This is a genomic window from Desulfobotulus sp. (genome assembly GCF_034006065.1).
Lineage (GTDB): Bacteria > Desulfobacterota > Desulfobacteria > Desulfobacterales > ASO4-4 > Desulfobotulus.
Map to the genome: position 1 here is coordinate 22,283 of NZ_JAVETM010000007.1, position 16,346 is coordinate 38,628.

The 16,346-nt window shown below is 55.4% G+C and carries 12 protein-coding genes; 8 read left to right on the forward strand and 4 right to left on the reverse strand.

The features are described 5' to 3' along the window. Positions 1–36 precede the first annotated feature (36 nt). Together RBR60_RS04630 and RBR60_RS04635 are read left to right on the forward strand one after the other, a co-directional pair. Complete coding sequence (locus tag RBR60_RS04630) at positions 37–1,269, forward strand: NADH:flavin oxidoreductase/NADH oxidase family protein (protein WP_320354710.1); 1,233 nt, start codon at positions 37–39, stop codon at positions 1,267–1,269. A gap of 134 nt (positions 1,270–1,403) precedes the next feature. Continuing rightward, positions 1,404–2,840 carry a hypothetical protein gene (locus tag RBR60_RS04635; RefSeq protein WP_320354711.1) on the forward strand — a complete coding sequence of 479 codons (1,437 nt, stop codon included), beginning with the start codon at positions 1,404–1,406 and terminating at the stop codon, positions 2,838–2,840. Positions 2,841–2,873: 33 nt separating this feature from the next. Here the strand turns inward: RBR60_RS04635 and ilvY are convergent, their stop codons facing one another. Then, positions 2,874–3,764, reverse strand: a complete 891-nt coding sequence (gene ilvY / locus RBR60_RS04640) for an HTH-type transcriptional activator IlvY (RefSeq protein WP_320354712.1) — start codon at positions 3,762–3,764, stop codon at positions 2,874–2,876. 149 nt (positions 3,765–3,913) lie between these two features. Here ilvY and ilvC point away from each other — a divergent pair, with 149 nt between their 5' ends. From ilvC to RBR60_RS04660, 4 genes are all read left to right on the forward strand, one after another. Continuing rightward, entirely contained in the window at positions 3,914–5,377 is a 1,464-nt protein-coding gene (gene ilvC, locus RBR60_RS04645) for a ketol-acid reductoisomerase (RefSeq protein WP_320354713.1), read from the forward strand. A gap of 223 nt (positions 5,378–5,600) precedes the next feature. Then, on the forward strand, positions 5,601–6,233 hold the full coding sequence (locus tag RBR60_RS04650; RefSeq protein ID WP_320354714.1) for a Crp/Fnr family transcriptional regulator: 633 nt from the start codon (positions 5,601–5,603) through the stop codon (positions 6,231–6,233). A 52-nt stretch (positions 6,234–6,285) separates the two neighbouring features. Beyond that, a complete protein-coding gene (locus RBR60_RS04655; RefSeq protein WP_320354715.1) occupies positions 6,286–7,365 on the forward strand; it encodes a type IV pilus twitching motility protein PilT in 1,080 nt (359 codons plus the stop codon). Further along, positions 7,352–8,407 (forward strand): type IV pilus twitching motility protein PilT, encoded by a 1,056-nt coding sequence (locus RBR60_RS04660; protein ID WP_320354716.1) that lies wholly within the window; start codon positions 7,352–7,354, stop codon positions 8,405–8,407. The genes RBR60_RS04655 and RBR60_RS04660 overlap by 14 nt, the downstream gene beginning before the upstream one ends. A 91-nt stretch (positions 8,408–8,498) precedes the next feature. Here the strand turns inward: RBR60_RS04660 and RBR60_RS04665 are convergent, their stop codons facing one another. The 3 genes from RBR60_RS04665 to RBR60_RS04675 form a co-directional block, all read right to left on the reverse strand. Continuing rightward, the gene (locus tag RBR60_RS04665) at positions 8,499–11,114 is read right to left on the reverse strand and encodes a PEP/pyruvate-binding domain-containing protein (RefSeq protein ID WP_320354717.1); all 2,616 of its coding nucleotides are present in this window, start codon (positions 11,112–11,114) and stop codon (positions 8,499–8,501) included. Between the two features lie 26 nt (positions 11,115–11,140). Further along, positions 11,141–11,485 carry a DsrE family protein gene (locus RBR60_RS04670; protein WP_320354718.1) on the reverse strand — a complete coding sequence of 115 codons (345 nt, stop codon included), beginning with the start codon at positions 11,483–11,485 and terminating at the stop codon, positions 11,141–11,143. 246 nt (positions 11,486–11,731) lie between these two features. Next, the gene (locus tag RBR60_RS04675) at positions 11,732–13,990 is read right to left on the reverse strand and encodes an acetyl-CoA hydrolase/transferase C-terminal domain-containing protein (RefSeq protein ID WP_320354719.1); all 2,259 of its coding nucleotides are present in this window, start codon (positions 13,988–13,990) and stop codon (positions 11,732–11,734) included. 220 nt (positions 13,991–14,210) lie between these two features. On the opposite strand from RBR60_RS04675, the gene RBR60_RS04680 reads away from it, so the two are divergent. Beyond that, entirely contained in the window at positions 14,211–15,707 is a 1,497-nt protein-coding gene (locus tag RBR60_RS04680) for a PAS domain S-box protein (protein WP_320354720.1), read from the forward strand. Further along, entirely contained in the window at positions 15,683–16,333 is a 651-nt protein-coding gene (locus RBR60_RS04685) for a response regulator transcription factor (RefSeq protein WP_320354721.1), read from the forward strand. The genes RBR60_RS04680 and RBR60_RS04685 overlap by 25 nt, the downstream gene beginning before the upstream one ends. The last annotated feature ends 13 nt before the right edge of the window (positions 16,334–16,346 follow it).

A 16,346-nucleotide genomic window follows, 5' to 3' on the forward strand; every position in this document is an offset into this window, starting at 1 on the left:
TCCCCCCATCTTTCCTCAAAAACAGGGAGAAACACCATGCAGGACACCCCGAAAGAGCGCTTGTTTACCCCCCTCACCCTGCCCTGCGGCCGGGAGGTGAAAAACCGTTTTTTCAAATCCGCCATGAGCGAAATCCTCGGAACCGAAGACAACCGTCCCACCCAGGCCCTGGTGCGTCTTTACGAGCGCTGGGGCAAAGGCGGGGCCGGGATTCTTGTAACGGGCAATGTCATGGTGGACAAAAAGGCGCTGGGAGAACCCCGCAACGTGGTCATGGATACGGAAGACGATCTCCCGCTGCTCAGTTCCTGGGCCGAAGCCGGTAAACAAGAAGGGTCTGAAATCTGGGTGCAGCTCAATCATCCGGGAAAACAAAGCCCGAAAAACCTCTCGCCCAGACCCGTGGCGCCCTCGGCCATCCCCCTGCATCCGGGGCTTCAGCGTTTTTTTGCCACACCCAAGGCCCTTGAGGAAGCAGAAATTCTGGGGATCATCGCCGCCTTTGCCAGATCCGCAGGCATTGCCAAAAAAGCAGGCTTCACCGGCGTGCAGATCCATGCGGCTCACGGGTATTTGGTTTCCCAGTTTCTTTCTCCCCTGCACAACCAGCGCAAGGATGCCTGGGGCGGCAGCCTTGAAAACCGCATGCGCTTTCTCATGGAGGTGTACCGGGCCATCCGCAAAGAGGTGGGGCCGGATTTTCCCGTTGGGGCCAAACTCAATTCCGGGGATTTCCGCAAGGAAGGCTATCATCCGGAAGAAGCCGCCCAAGTGGCAAAGGCTCTGGCCGCAGAAGGGCTGGATCTGTTGGAAATTTCCGGAGGCAGCTATGAAAAACCTGTGATGATGGCGGGTATGCCCGGCGGTTCGGAAGGCTATTTCCTGGAGTACGCCCGGAAAGTACGCCAGATGGCGGCCATCCCCCTGGTGGTCACCGGCGGGTTCCGGACGGCTTCCGGCATGGTGCAGGCCCTGGCCTCAGGGGATACGGACATGGTGGGGCTGGGCCGTCCCATGGTGTTGGATCCGGATCTTCCCGCAACCATCGCCAGAGAGAGCGGCATGGCATACAAAAGCCCTGTCACGCCGAAATCCACAGGGATAGCCGCTGTGGACAACATCGCCATGCTGGAGATCACCTGGTATGAGCGGCAGATGGGCTACCTTGCCAGGGGTCTGAAGCCAAGGCCCCATGAAAATGTCTGGGCATCCATCATTAAGATGCTGCTGGAAGACGGCATTACCCGATTCAGAAGACGGCGATCGTAAACAAGGGCAGCGCTTTCTCATCTCCTGGGCTCCAGATGCGCTATGGCATTGCAAAGTGCATGAAAATATGCAAGGTTTTCATCCATATCCTTTACAAATCAGCCCCCGACTGCCCTCAAAAAAAGGAGGACCGTATGAGATGGAAAGTGCCTTTCGCCTTTCTTTGTTTTGCCCTGCCAGCCATCGTCCTATTCGGCGGATACCCCGGCAGTGTTTCCCCAAAAAACCATGCCCAGGCTTCCGAAGCTCCGAAAAAAAAGCAAACCGCTCCAGAGCATACCCCTGATGACCAGGACCACGCCATCACAACGGAAAACTACAGCTCCCAGGCCCTTGAAGCTTTTGTGCAGCAGTTTAATGAAATGTTCGGCATCACAGACACGCTGCGGACCCAGCTGCTGGCAGCCCAGGAAGCCTACACGCCAGAACAGAATCAGGCCTATGCCCTTCCCTACATCCTTGACTTCATATCCGATCAGAACCAAATCTATGCAGGCGGGCAGTTCATCAAACTTACACAGAATCCGCAGCTTTTACAGGAAATGTATCAGAGGGTCGCGGTTTATCTGAGAACGGGCATGGACATCATAACCCGGCAGTATGTGGTTTCCCTGGACCTCACCCCCTATCTGACATCGGATCTCAGCCTGTTTCCGGATCAGGGCAAAGAGAGTGCGGAAGAAAAACTCGCTCGGATCATCGCCAGCGGCCAGGTTTTCAAACCCGATTTTCTCCAGCACTTCACCCAGGCCCTGGGCATTGAAATTCAGAAAGATACGGAAGTGGAAGAATCGGCATGCGTGATTTCCGCACTGGCCTCTTCCCAGGATCCCACCACGGGCACCGCACCCTACACAACCAAAACCTGTTATCCGGACATCCGGCACATCATCAGCCCCTATTCCTGGTATGCGGAAATCAATCAATGCTTTCACGGAGCCATCGTCTGCCTCACCAACGACTATATTCTGGGCGATGCGGCTTTCCGCCTGGGCGTCCGGCTGAAATCCCTGGAATCTTCCGTGAATGGTCTTGATGAAAAAATTGAGGAAGCAGAAAAGGCCATCCGAGACTACCAGATCCTCATGACCTTCCGGGGCCTTTCTGCCATAGCAGGCGGAGCAGGCACGGGAAATCCCATCGGCATTGGCCTGGGCCTCGGCAATGCCCTGGTCTCTTTCGGAAAAGCCCTCACCGCTGGCCAGGAACCGGACGCCTTCAGTTCCGAAGCCATCCGCATTGGCGCATCGGGACTTTCCGGTGCACCGGCAGGTGCTGCGGGAGAACTGACAAGCGCCATGATGACCTATGGCGGTTCCGCATACAATGTGGGGCTCAGCCATGTACAAACACTGACCCTCGATTTTCTGGAAAATCACCTCCAGGAGAAATTCAAAAATCTTCCCCAGCATATGCAGGAAAAGGCCAAGACCCTCCTTGAACAAAAGGAATTTCTCGAATCTATCCAAAGACGCGGCATAGACCCCGCCCAGCTTCAGATTCCCTCCAGGCCGCCCCTGCACGATCCCGGATGCTGGCTGCTTCCCGCATGGTACACGAAAAAGGGCTGAGGTCGAAACCTGGCCCAGTCCGGATTCAGCGCCCTATTCCCCGCCATGGGGCAGGGAATAGGTCCGGGCCGTGTCCCAGAAGGCTTTGGTGACGCCGTTGCCAAGGCTTTTTCTGTTCACGCAGATGCCGATCCCATAGGGTTTCAGAGGCGGGACAACTTCAAGAATATCAATGGTGTGGGTCACAGGACTTTTTTCCAGCACCATCTCCGGTACAAGGCCGATGCCGCAGCCCAGATGCACCATGGCGATGATGGCCTCATTGCCCGTCACCTGGGCGTAGATGCTGGGTTGAATCCGCATCTCCTTGCGCCAGCGGTCAAAGCGCATCCTGGCAATCCCCTGCTTGGGCAGAATCAAAGGTGTGGTCTTCCAGTCTATGTCCTGGCCGCTCCGGATCTCGCTGTTGCAAGAAGAAATCCAGACAAGCGGCGTTCTGGCCACCAGAATGGATTCCATCGGTTCTGGCATCTGCTCCGGGATGGCGGCAATGGCAATGTCCGTATCCCCTTTCTGAAGCTGTTCCAGGGCACTTTCCGCGTCTCCGGTACGCAGCTTGATGTGCACATGGGGATAGGCCTTACGGAAGCCATCGAGGATTTCCGGCAGAACGCCATAGGCTGCGGTCACGGAACAGTAAATGCCCAGCTCGCCGGAAATCACGCCCTTTTCCTGGGAAAGGGCCTGTCTTCCCTCTTTCCAGATTTTAAGCATCTGTTCCGCATAGGAGCGGAAAACAAGGCCCGCAGGCGTCAGGGACACATTCCTGTTGTTCCGGTCAAAGAGCTTTTCACCCACCTCGTTTTCAATGCGCTGGATGGCCCGGGACAGGGCCGAAGGACTGATATTGCTCTGCACACTGGCTTGCTGAAAATGGCGTGTTCGGGCCAGGGTGAGAAAAAGTTCCAGTTCATCCATCTGCATGGGCCACCTCTTAGTCAGACATTGCACAATATGCAACTTATGCTTTCTTTTAATTCACTTTACGCAATATGACAAATGCAATACAGTGCCCCGAATGCATGGATTAAGCCCTTTGGATTCAACCCTCTATCCCATCAGGAGCCAGACCGATGAATTATTTTACCTCCCTCACCTTCCGTGAAAAAATCAAGCAGCTTGGCCAGTGCCGTTTCATGAACCCCTCCGAGTTCAACGGCGTTGAAAAACTCAAAGGCAAAAAGATTGTCATCGTGGGCTGCGGCGCCCAGGGTTTTCACCAGGGCCTCAACTTAAGAGACAGCGGCCTTGATGTCACCTACGCCCTGCGGGATGAGGAAATCTCCCAGAAGCTGCTCCCCTGGAAACTGGCCTCTGAGAACAACTTTGCCTACGGCACCTACGAGGAAACCATTCCCAAAGGGGATCTTGTCTTAAACCTCACTCCGGATAAATACCATACCCCCGTGGTTTCCAGAGTTATGCCCCTGATGAAAAAAGGTGCCTGCCTTTCCTATTCCCACGGCTTCAACATCGTGGAAGAAGGCATGAAAATCCGTGAAGACCTCACCGTTATCATGGTGGCTCCCAAGTCCCCCGGCTCTGAGGTGCGGGCCGAATACGTGCGCGGTTTCGGTGTTCCCACCCTCATTGCCGTACACACGGAAAACGATCCCAACGGAGACGGCCTGGAGATCGCCAAGGCCTACTGCGCCGGTACGGGCGGTGACCGCGCAGGTGTTCTGCACTCCTCCTTTATCGCCGAGGTAAAATCCGACCTCATGGGTGAGCAGACCATCCTCTGCGGCATGCTCCAGACCGGCTCTCTGCTGTGCTTTGACAAGATGGTGGAAAAGGGCGTTGACAAGGCCTATGCGGCCAAACTGGTGCAGAAGGGCTGGGAAGTCACCACCGAGGCCCTCAAACACGGTGGCATCACCAACATGATGGATCGTCTCTCCAATCCCGCCAAGGTCAAGGCCTTTGAACTGGCCGAAGAGCTGAAAACCCTCATGCGTCCTTTGTACGAAAAACACATGGACGACATTCTGGAAGGCGTTTTCTCCGAAACCATGATGAAGGACTGGGCGGACAACGACAAAAACCTTCTCACATGGCGTGCGGAAACCGGAGAAACGGCCTTTGAAAAGTGCCCCATCCAGGAAGCCCCCATTCCCGAACAGGAATACTTTGATAACGGCATCCTGATGATCGCCATGGTGAAAGCCGGTGTGGAGCTGGCCTTTGAAATCATGACCGAAGCCGGCATGCAGCCCGAATCCGCCTACTACGAGTCCCTGCATGAAACGCCCCTCATTGCCAATACCATCGCCCGCAACAAGCTCTATGAAATGAACGTGGTGATTTCCGATACGGCGGAATACGGCAACTACCTCTTCACCCAGGCCTGTGTTCCCCTGCTCAAGGACTTCATGGCAAAAATCGACACGGATGTGATCGGAAAAGGCATGACCGTGAAGGACAATGGCGTGGACAACAAAAAGCTCATTGCCATCAATGAGGCCATCCGCAACCATCCTGTGGAAGAAATCGGCCGCACCCTGCGTCACTACATGACCAGCATGAAAGCCATCTAAACCCGGCCCATCCTTTTATTGGCATTCCCTTTGGATGGACAGCCCCTGGCTGTCCATCCTTATTTTTATGCCCCGCAAAACCGAATCTCCACTTTGTCCTTGACCCCCATCCCCAAGCCCCTGTATTTTCTATCCCATACCACGCTTAAAAAAACAGACCTGTCCCTGGTTCAAATAAGCCCCTGGCAGGTTCTTTCTTCCACCTCCTGACAAGGTCGTGTGCATGATCAAGGGCAAGCTCATCGAAATGCTGGCTGGGCTTGATGTCCTGGAAAACTTCACCCCAGGACAGATCAACGATCATTTTTTCAAAAAAGGTTATGCACGGATCGTTGAATACGAAACCGGAGAAAGAATTCTTTTTGAAGGTCAGTATGACAACTGGGTTTACTGGCTCATTGAAGGAAAGGTGGCGGTAATCAAAGAGGGCGTCATGATCGCCTGTTTTCAGCGCACCGGCGATATGTTCGGAGAAATGAGCATCCTGGGCGGTGACGCCCGCTCCGCCTGCGTGGATGCCCTCGTCCCCACCCTCTGTTTTGCCCTTGATATGTCCGTTCTGGACCATCCTGAACTGAAAAACAGAATCAGCCGGGAAGTGTTCTGCCGCAACCTCGCGCAGCTGACCCGGGAACGGCTTGCCCAAACCACCAGCCGACTTTCCAATGCGGAAAAGGAACTCTTTGACCTTAAAAAACAGCTCCATGAAACAGAATGCGCGCTGAAGGGCGCAGAAGCCATGATCCGTCAGCTGGAAGAACGCGATCAGACGCAAAAAAAACGATTTCTGGAGTTAAAGTCAAAAATCGACCGCATGGAAAGAGTGCGGGGAAAAGCCCGCATCCTCTTGTCATGAACGGTTATGCCCCCCAAGCCCTTGCTGCCCCTTATCTATCAGAAAGGACACCATGGCCACCCTTCACAAACTCTTTAAGGCCGCCGTTGATCACAAGGCCTCCGATATCCATGTGGCTCCCGGAGAACCCTTTATTCTGAGACGCTTGGGCAGGCTCCAGAAACTCAGATCCCCGCCCCTCACACCGGAACAAAGCCAACAGCTCATCTGTGAAGTGCTGACAGAAGCCCAGCAAAGAATGCTCAGAACCCATCAGCAACTGGATTTTGCCCTTGAAATTCCCAACCTGGGGAGATTCCGGGGCAGCGCCATGGTCCACAGCAGAGGCCTTTCCGCCGCCTTCCGGGTCATCCCGCCGACCATTCCCACCCTGGAAGACCTGGGCATGCCGGATACGGTGAAAAAAGTGCTGGACAATCACCAGGGCCTCATCCTCGTCACAGGGGCCACGGGCCATGGCAAATCCACCACCCTGGCCGCCATGGTGAACCACATCAATGCCACACGGTCCCACCATGTACTCACCGTGGAAGATCCCATCGAGTTCGTGCACCCCCTGAAAAAATGCGCCATCAACCAGCGGGATCTGAACCGGAACACCCTTTCCTATGCCAATGCCCTCAAGGGCGCTCTGCGCCAGGATCCGGATGTCATCGTCATCGGAGAATTGCGGGACCTTGAAACCATTTCCCTTGCCATCTCCGCCTCAGAAACCGGGCATCTGGTCATTGGCACCCTCTCCACATCCAGTGCAGCCAAAACCATTGACCGCATCATTGATTCCTATCCCTCCAGGGAACAGGCCCAGATCCGTGCCATGCTCAGCGAATCGCTGAAAGCCGTGATCACCCAGCGTCTCATACCGGCAAAGGATGGAAAATCCATGGTCATGGCCCTGGAAATCCTCATCGGCACCCTGCCTCTTACCAATCTCATCAAAGACGCCAAAACCTTTCAGATCCCTTCCATCATGCAGACCGGCAAATCCGTGGGCATGCGCATCATGGATGAATCCATTCTGGAGCTGCTCCAGGCGGAAAAGATCTCCGCTGCGGAAGCCTTCGCCAATGCTTCAAACCCGGATCGTTTCAAAACCTTTGTGGACAAGGAGAATACCAATGGCGATGATTGACGCCTGTTTCAGGGAAATGAAAGCACGGGGCGCCAGTGATCTGCACATGGTCGTGGGATTCCCGCCCCTTCTGCGTCTGCGCGGAGAGCTGGTTCCCATGGATCAGCCTGCCCTGACCGCTGAATCCAACAGGGATATTCTCACGGAAATCATGCCGCCGGATAAACGGGCCTATCTGGAAGAAAATCTTGACTGCGACATGGCTTATGCCCTGGACGGCGTAGGCCGGTTCCGCTGCAACTTTCTTTTTCAGCACCGGGGGATCGGCGCAGTGTTCCGCATCATTCCCACGGAAATCATGACTCTCGCCCAGCTCCATCTTCCCCCTGTGATGCAGCGCATCGCCGAGATGCGAAAGGGCCTGGTTCTGGTCACAGGCCCTACGGGCAGCGGCAAATCCACAACCCTTGCTGCCATTATCGACCACATCAACAACACCCGGGACGCCCACGTCATCACCATCGAGGATCCCCTGGAGTTTGTCCACCCCAACAAACGCTGCCTATTCACCCAACGGGAAATCGGAACCCACGCCACAAGCTTTGCCGACGCCCTGCGCGTGGCCAGTCGTGAAAATCCGGATATCATCCTTGTGGGCGAAATGCGGGACCTTGAAACCATCTCCCTGGCTCTGACCTGTGTGGAGCTGGGCATCCTTGTTTTCGGAACCCTGCACACCAACAGTGCCGCCAAAACCATTGACCGTATCATCAACGCCTTTCCCACGGATCAGCAGCCCCAGACCCGCACCATGCTGGCCGATGCCCTGGTCGCCGTGGTCGCCCAGCAGCTTCTCAAAACCAAAGACGGCAAGGGCCGCTGCGCCGCCAATGAGGTGCTGCTGGGATCTCCCGCCCTCGCCAGTATCATCCGGGAAGGCAAAATCGCCCAGATCAGCTCCCTCATCCAAACCGGAAGCACCCGTGGCATGCAGAGCATGGATCAGCACCTCGCCCAGCTGATCAAAGACAAGCGGATCAGCCGGGAAGCCGCCTATGAAAAGGCCATCGATAAAAAACTCTTTGCCCAGGACCAGGACTGAACCCCATTTCTCTAGAACAAACGCCGGACTCCGCGCTCTCCAGAGCCCATCTCCATGGGCGCTGGAAGCAAGGGGATGCCCCTTTTTTTCCCTAAGCCTGATGTTCCAGCCCCTGGGATCGTTTGTCGAGAAAGGCCACCACCCTTTGTTCCACCGCATCGGCCATGAGGGTGATACGGGCATCCTGGGGCAGCACCTGGGCAGTATCCACCACCCGAACCATGTCCGCCCATTTTTCCGTTCCTGGAACAAGGCGGGTCAGATGATTGGGAGCCCCGAGAATCAGAGATTCCTTGAGGCTGTTGCCTTCTCCTTTGGGAAAAAGCGCCAGGTAGAGCATGTTCATCTCCACCAGCTCATTGAGAAAATGGGTGCCGAGGGAAACATCGGGGATGAGGTTTTCCCGCATGGTCACGATCTCGCAAAGCACCCGGACCCGATCGATTTCCGCAAAATGGGTTGGAATCCCCAGATCCGGGCTGCTGGTGCCCCATCTGCCCGGTCCCATGACCATAAGGTTGCAGGTGTCCATGTCCGTAAGGCGGTTGATCTGACCGATGAGCCGGGCCACCTCATAGCGCTGCCGGATGGGAAGCTCTCCGTAAAGCCTTGGCACCACATAGACGATGCGGTCGATGGTGAGAATCCGGCTTCTGCCCACCACAGCCCCCCTCGCTTCAAGGATGCGGTTTTCCGGCGCAATCTCCACCTCCGGCAGGGCCACCTCATCCACGCCTTCCACCTGAAGGGGTCTGCACTGGAGAAGGTTGATCCGGTAAGACTGGTCTTCCATGAAGTTTAAGGAGAACTCGATGTCCACAGGATGCTCATAGGCCGCCTCCAGGGTTTCGAGGATTTCCCGCATATCCGCCACAAAGGGAGTATCCCGAAGAAAACGGTCAAAGGTCACAATCCAGTGCCTGGGGCCAGATCCCAGAGGTTCCGTGCTGGCCGGAGAGGCCACAAGAGGCATGGGAAGCTCTTTGTTTTTCGCCCCTACTTTGGCAAATTCACCGGAAACCAGCTTGTTGGCCGCAAGATCCAGATAATCCATGCGTTTCTGGGAATATTCACAGACCTCGTCAAAATTGGCCTCCGGCCTTCGCATGGGCGCATTGAGGGCCACCACACGGGTGTAATCGTCGTCCGCCCGGTCCACAGCCCGTGTGCCGAGACCGAACACAAGGCGGATCACCCCTGCTTTGGGATCAATGTCCTTGCTCCATACATAGGGATTGTAGGAAAAACCCACCCCAGCGGCATGGGGGTAAAAAACATTTTCCGCAGGCTGACCCGAGACCCGCATGATGAGAAGCGCCATCTGCTCGTCCTGATCGAGAAGTCCCCTGTGGCTCCGGTAACGGAGGGCCTTTTCACTCATGGCGCTGGCATAGACACAGCGGATGGCGCTGACAAGCATCTCCAGCCGGGCTTCCCGTGAGCCCTGGTTCACACAGAAAATGCTGTCATATTTCCCGGCAAAGGCATTGCCGTAGTTGTCCTCAAGGAGGGAGCTTGAGCGAACAATGTAGGGAGATTCACCGAAATAATCGATGATCTTCATGAACTGTTCCATGTGGTGGGGAATGAAACGGCCCTGCTTGATACGCGCTTGTGCTTCGGCGATGTCCGCAAGAAAGGTCTCGGGCTGGCGCTGTTTCTGGCGTATCCACCAGATGCCGTTGATCACAAGGAAGGTATAGAAGACATCGGAACCGATATAAAAGGAATCGTGGGTTTCAAGAAGGCTCTGAAATCTCGGATTCTTTTTTTCGAGAATGGCACGCGCCACCAGCATGCCCACGGCCTTGCCGCCGATATACCCGATGCCCACCATGCGATCCCGCACGTTCATGGCATCCTCAAGGCTAAGGTACTTCCGGACAAGCTCCAGCATGCGCTCATCCCGTGAGAGCATCATGCGGGCAAGGCGCATGAAGAGGTTCATCTCCTTTTCCTGGGGACACAAGCCGGCCCTGGCTTCCGCAAGAATTCTCGGTGCCTCGCTGAACATACGTCGCCAGAAGCCCATGCGCCTGTCCGTATGCAGACCCGGCCAGCGGGCCGAAGCGAGGATTTCCGCAATAAGGGCGCTGCGGGTGACAGGGGGAAAGCTTTCAGGGGTCTCCCAGAAATGGATGGTGTTCATGGAAGAAGTGGAGCGGTACTGCACCTTGATGGGCCGGATGTAGAGGCGGTTGTTGTACTGAAAAATATCCAGAAGATACTGGGTGGTTTCCGTGATGGGTTCCGTGGCAAAGGAGGAATGGGCATTGCGCTGCAGGGCGAAATAGGTGACGGTCTCCAGCTCATAGAGTCTTGGGCAGGTGAGCATGAAAAAATTACCGAGCATCTGATCCGACTTCCAGGCCCCAGCCAGTCCGGAAAGACAGTCAAACACATAGGCGGCCCCGTGACCCGCCTCCTCAATCACCTCATGGATCTGGGTGACAAAGCTTTCAAAACCAAAGGAGGGATCAAAACGGTAGACCTCCGCCGGGCTGTCCTCCGGCAGAAGGGGACGGTGGGAGGCAAAGCGAAAATAGATCATCCGCCGCCTCTGGCTGGCGGCAGCGGCGGTGAAGGGCAGTACAAGAGCCTCGTAATCCTCAATGCTGTCGATCTGCCAGACGATGTTGTCGCCGGGCATGACACCTTTAAAAACCTTATCCAGCCCCGGAAGACCGGATGTGAAGGGCAGAGACATGCGTCTTTTCTCCTGGGTTCAGCGGATTAGATGGTTAAGAGCCTGGCGTCCGACTGCAAAAGGGCGGTGAGGGATTTGCCCCAGTATTTCACTTCCAGCCCCAGGGCCTCCAGCTGATCCGACACCCCCAACTGATCCGCACAGGCCTTGCATGCCGATACCTTCACCCCGCCTTCCATGAGTTCCAGGATCTGCTTCTGAATGGCTGCGTTTTTACTGACAAGCTCCGTGGTGGCTCCCCAGACAATGAGGGTCACTTCCTCCCACCACCCATTTCTCAGGCTGTTGCCACCATACATGAAAACCATCTTTTCCGCAGTAACGGGGTTATCATTGGTCCACAGGATGTAAAGATGCCTGTCCTTTTCCATGGCCTGCCTCCTTTTCTTGGAAATGGTGAGATCTGCAACCTCTTAAAACCGGATACTTTAAAAAAACTTTTAACCTCATGTTTTTCATCAAAAAGGCAGACCCATGCTTATCACAGAAAAACCGGAAAAATCTTAAAAAAAAACACACCTCTTTCTTTTTTGCCCCTTGCATACCAAAGGGGGAAAGGTCATCCCCTTTCCCCCTTTTTTCATCTTTCACCCCCAGCCTGCCCTGTCCTTTTCAGATCAACGGACACTGGCCCGCCGCTGTGTGCGAGGCGTCACCAGTCCCTTTGCGGATTCAGTCTTGCGGGCTTCCGAAGATCCGCCAAGGCTGCCCCCGGAAACCAGGGCATGGGTGACCACGCTGCGCAGGAGCTTTTCCTTCAGACCAGCGGGCACATCCAGGCCCATGCGTTTCAGGTAAGGAGCTGCGGCTTCCGGGGAAGACTTCACAAGCTGCCCCAGAATGCCACCCAGGGTGGCCCATTTTTTCCTTGCAAGGCTCTGTTTCAGACCCCGCAGGGATTTTCCCAGAATCTGTTCTTCGTGGGTGAATTCCGAACCAAAGGGGAAGGGGGCAAACACGCCCTGTTTGCGGTATCGGGCCGCAAGGGCGGCGATGCGTTCTGGCGTGTTGTTCCGGAACGCATCGGGAATCATGTGGTGCTGGGGAATTTTTTTTGCGTCCTTTGCCTTCTGCAAAAGCCCTTCCTGGAAGCGGGAATCCGTGATGGCCAGAATCCGCGCAATGATTTCCTTGTCAGAGCGACCTCTCAGATCCGCAATGCCGTATTCTGTCACCACAATGTCCCGCAGATGGCGGGGAATGGTGGTGTGCCCATAATTGAAAACCACGTTGGAAACGGTTTTTCCTCCCCTGAAACCCGTGGCCCGGAGCATCATGATCAGCCTTGCATCCTTCAGGGCATGGGCCATGGATACGAAGTTATACTGCCCGCCCACGCCAGAGACCACGCGCCCATCTTCCAGACCGTCGGAACACACATTGCCAAGCAGAGAAAGTTTCATGCCCGTATTCACAAATCGGGCATCCTTTCGTTGCAGAGCCCGGAGTTTTTCATTGCCGTAAAGCTGGTTCACCACATCAACCCCCGTCATGCTGAAGAGTTTTCTCTCCTCGGGGTCCATGGTGCGCAGACTTTCGTAAAAATCATTGGATCCGATGAAAAACCCCCCATGGAGCAGCACACCGTTTTTCAGACGATCCCCGCAGAGGTCTACGGCCAGTTTCCTGCGGTGATCCCCATCCCGCAGATCCGCACTCCAGACACGGCCTTCACGGTCCCGGATTTCAAAATTCCCATACTGCAGATCCTCAGACAAAAGCCCATGGTGCTGGAGAATCGTGAAATCTTCTTCTGTCAGCATGGGATAAAAGGGGCGTTCGGAAAAAAGGATTTCCAGGGCCTCCGGGCTGGGGGTCTCCTGCAGGAGACCTTCGTTAACAAGGTGCTGCACCCCTTCATGACCATACACCCTGCGCTTCAGAATACCCGCATGATAAAGATACATGAAGGCTTCCACGAGCATTTCCGTGGCTCCGTACAAACCCTTTTCAAAGGGATCCCTGCCACCGATCCGATCCACAAGGGTCCCGTAATGTTCTTCAATGCCCGCATCCGCCAGCAAGGCCCGGTAGATCTCGTTGTTCTCCTGCCGCAACACAAGGCTGTCTGCAATGGCGTCACCAAGGGCGCCAATGCCGATCTGAAGGGTACCGCCGTCTTTGATGAGGCTGCTCACATGCAGGCCTATGGCATGATCCGCCAGTGCCACGGAGGCCTTAGGAACAGAAAACAGCGGGGTGTGCAGTTCTTCCCCTTCCAGCACAATATCAAAGACATCGGGGGTATTCACCGCATCCCCGTACATGAAAGGCAGATGACGATTCACATGGGCCACATGCATGACCTTACGACCTTCCGCCTTGGCCCTTTCCATATACGCAATCACATCCCGCCCCAGATCCGCATTGCAGGAATCACTGAACACCAGCTGGCCCTTTTCCTCTCCCTTGGCCACAATGTGGCAATAGACATTGATGGCATTGACCTCAAGGTCCCGCACCACATGGGTGTAGTTGCTGCTGATGTACTCCTGCTGGGCTTCGGGCACGTTCATGTAGCTGCCCGCCTTGTAAAAGAACTCCCGGACCGTCACGTTCTCCGGAAGTTTTCCCTGCCTGTAATCCTTCATATAATCGAAATCCGGAACCCCATTCCAGATTCGCTGCACAATGGGCTCCAGCATGCGACGCTCCAGCTCGCTGGAAGGCGAGGGCTTTTCCAGGGCCAGGGCCGTGAGAATGGTCAGATGCATCTGAGGATCCCGTCTGGCCCTGGCATACAGGGCATTGGTCACGTGGTGGGATTTGCCAAGGGCCAGGGGCATACCCAGGACCACATTTTTTCCCACTGTTTCTATGATGGCGTCCACACAGGCTTCCACATCGGCCATAAAGCGCGGCTGCATTCTTGCCATGGGCTTCCCTCCTTAGGGTTGGATTTGAAAAGGATTTCGGAGACGTTGATATTTTTTACAACCTACGCTATCCTTGTCTTTGAAAAAATCCGCCCCAAGCCGTTTTCAAGGCCCATGCAAGGCCGTTTTTTCCCTAGGTCAAAGACCTAAAACCCCCTTAGGTCCAATGCCCTGAACCCGGATCTCATGCCTCTTTTTTCTGCGTAAAAGGAGCCTACCCATGCCAACCCCATACCCTTTCCAGAAACAGCGCCTGAAAATCCTCAAGGAAAAAAAACGCCTGGAAAACCGCATCCGCATACTGGAAGGCGATGCCGCAGAGCTGCGCAAGGCCCAGAAAGACCTTGCCAAATCCGAGGAAACCTACCGGACCGTCTTTGCCAATACGGGCAGCGCCACCATGCTCATTGAAAAAGACGCCACCATCGCCATGGTGAATGCGGAATTTGAAAAACTCTCGGGTTTTAATCGGGAAGAGGTGGAAGGCCGTCAGGTCTGGACGGTGTTTGTGGAAAACGTGGAAGACCGCGAGCGCATGAAACGCTACCATCACCTGCGCAGGGAAAATCCCACCGCAGCCCCCCGAACCTATGAGTGTCGTCTGCGCAATAAAGAAGGGGAAAGCCTCATCGCCACCATGACCGTTGCCATGATTCCCGGAACCCAGCAGAGCATTGCCTCGGTTCTGGATATCACCCAGCAGCGAAGGGCTGAGGAGGCTTTGAAAAAATCCGAAGAAAAATTCGCCAAAGCCTTCCACTCCAGCCCTGTGGCCATGATGATCGCCACCATGTCCGAAGGTCGCATCATTGATGTCAACGATACCCTCGTAAAAATCACAGGCTACCCCAGAGCAGGAATCACAGGGTCAAAAATACGGGATATGGCCTTCTGGCCGGATCCGGGCCTTTTTAAAAGCCTGGCCAGGGAACTGCTTACCCATGGCCGCTTTCACCAGCGGGAAATCGTGTATCGTACCCATGGGGGCGAAATAAGAAACGGCAACCTTTCCGCAGACATCGTGGATCTTGACGGTCAACCCTGCATGCTCACTGCCATTCTCGACATCACCGAGCAGAGGCGGCTTGAAAAGGAAATTCTGCGCACAGGCGAGGAAGAACGGCGAAAAATCGGCTATGATCTCCATGATGATCTGGGCCAGCACCTGGTGGGCGTGGAAGCCATGGCCAGTCTGCTGCACAAACGCCTGCTCGGAGCCCAGAGCCCCAGTGCGGATCTGGCCGGAGAAATTGCAGAACTCATCCGTTCCGCCACCACCAAAACCCGGGATATCGCCAAGGGACTCTGCCCTGTCAATCTGGATGCGGGCGGACTGGCCTCAGCCCTTTCCCAGCTTGCCGAACAGATCGAAAACGTGTTTCAGGTCCAGTGCAGGCTGGAAGCCCTCACCCAGGATATGAAAATGGACCACAACCTCGCCGTCAACCTCTACCGCATCGCCCAGGAAGCCATCAGCAACGCCCTGCGCCATGGCAAGGCGGATCGCATTCACATGAACCTCAGCAGCAAGGAACGGGGTATCTGCCTGTGCATCCAGGACAACGGCCAGGGTCTGCCCCATCCCCTTCCCAAAGAGGGAATGGGGCTTGGCATCATGGGCCACAGAGCCCGGCGCATCGGCGCTGAACTGGAAATCCGTAACCGTCATCCCCATCCCGGAGTTGAAATCCTATGTCACATTCCGCACGTATCCTGATTGTGGACGATCACCCCGTATTCCGCAAAGGCCTGGCCCAGCTCATCAATGAGGAAAAGGACATGGAAGTCTGCGGGGAAGCCGAAGACGTGGCCGCAGCCCGCATCGCCATCCAGAATCTGAAACCCGACATGGTCATCATTGACATCACCCTCAAGGACAAAAGTGGTCTCGAACTTCTGGGGGACATCCAGAGCTCAAATCCAGGTCTGCCCACCCTCATCGTTTCCATGCACGATGAGTCCCTCTATGCGGAGCGGGCCTTTCGTCTCGGAGCCATGGGCTACATCATGAAAGGGGAGATGAGCGATACGGTTATCCAGGCCATCCGCCAGGTGCTCTCCGGCCGCATCTACGCCAGTGACACCATGGTCAGTCGAATGGTCGGCCGCCTGAGCCGCAAGGCGGATCCCACCACCCATCCTGTGCAAACCCTTTCGGACAGGGAACTCGAAGTCTTTCAGCTCATGGGCAAAGGCTTTCAGAGAAAGGACATTGCCGATCTTCTCGGGGTCAGCGCAAAAACCGTGGGGAGCTACAGAGAACTCATCAAAAAGAAACTCAACGTGAACACATCCGGCGAGCTCATGCGGGAAGCCGTGGAATGGGTGCGCCGTTTTCCCTGAAACGCGGGAAAAA

Coding starts and splice junctions, on each gene's coding strand:
- RBR60_RS04630 (WP_320354710.1), top strand. CDS start 37: ATGCAGGACACCCCGAAAGAGCGCTTGTTTACCCCCCTCACCCTGCCC.
- RBR60_RS04635 (WP_320354711.1), top strand. CDS start 1,404: ATGAGATGGAAAGTGCCTTTCGCCTTTCTTTGTTTTGCCCTGCCAGCC.
- ilvY (WP_320354712.1), bottom strand. CDS start 3,764: ATGCAGATGGATGAACTGGAACTTTTTCTCACCCTGGCCCGAACACGC.
- ilvC (WP_320354713.1), top strand. CDS start 3,914: ATGAATTATTTTACCTCCCTCACCTTCCGTGAAAAAATCAAGCAGCTT.
- RBR60_RS04650 (WP_320354714.1), top strand. CDS start 5,601: ATGATCAAGGGCAAGCTCATCGAAATGCTGGCTGGGCTTGATGTCCTG.
- RBR60_RS04655 (WP_320354715.1), top strand. CDS start 6,286: ATGGCCACCCTTCACAAACTCTTTAAGGCCGCCGTTGATCACAAGGCC.
- RBR60_RS04660 (WP_320354716.1), top strand. CDS start 7,352: ATGGCGATGATTGACGCCTGTTTCAGGGAAATGAAAGCACGGGGCGCC.
- RBR60_RS04665 (WP_320354717.1), bottom strand. CDS start 11,114: ATGTCTCTGCCCTTCACATCCGGTCTTCCGGGGCTGGATAAGGTTTTT.
- RBR60_RS04670 (WP_320354718.1), bottom strand. CDS start 11,485: ATGGAAAAGGACAGGCATCTTTACATCCTGTGGACCAATGATAACCCC.
- RBR60_RS04675 (WP_320354719.1), bottom strand. CDS start 13,990: ATGGCAAGAATGCAGCCGCGCTTTATGGCCGATGTGGAAGCCTGTGTG.
- RBR60_RS04680 (WP_320354720.1), top strand. CDS start 14,211: ATGCCAACCCCATACCCTTTCCAGAAACAGCGCCTGAAAATCCTCAAG.
- RBR60_RS04685 (WP_320354721.1), top strand. CDS start 15,683: ATGTCACATTCCGCACGTATCCTGATTGTGGACGATCACCCCGTATTC.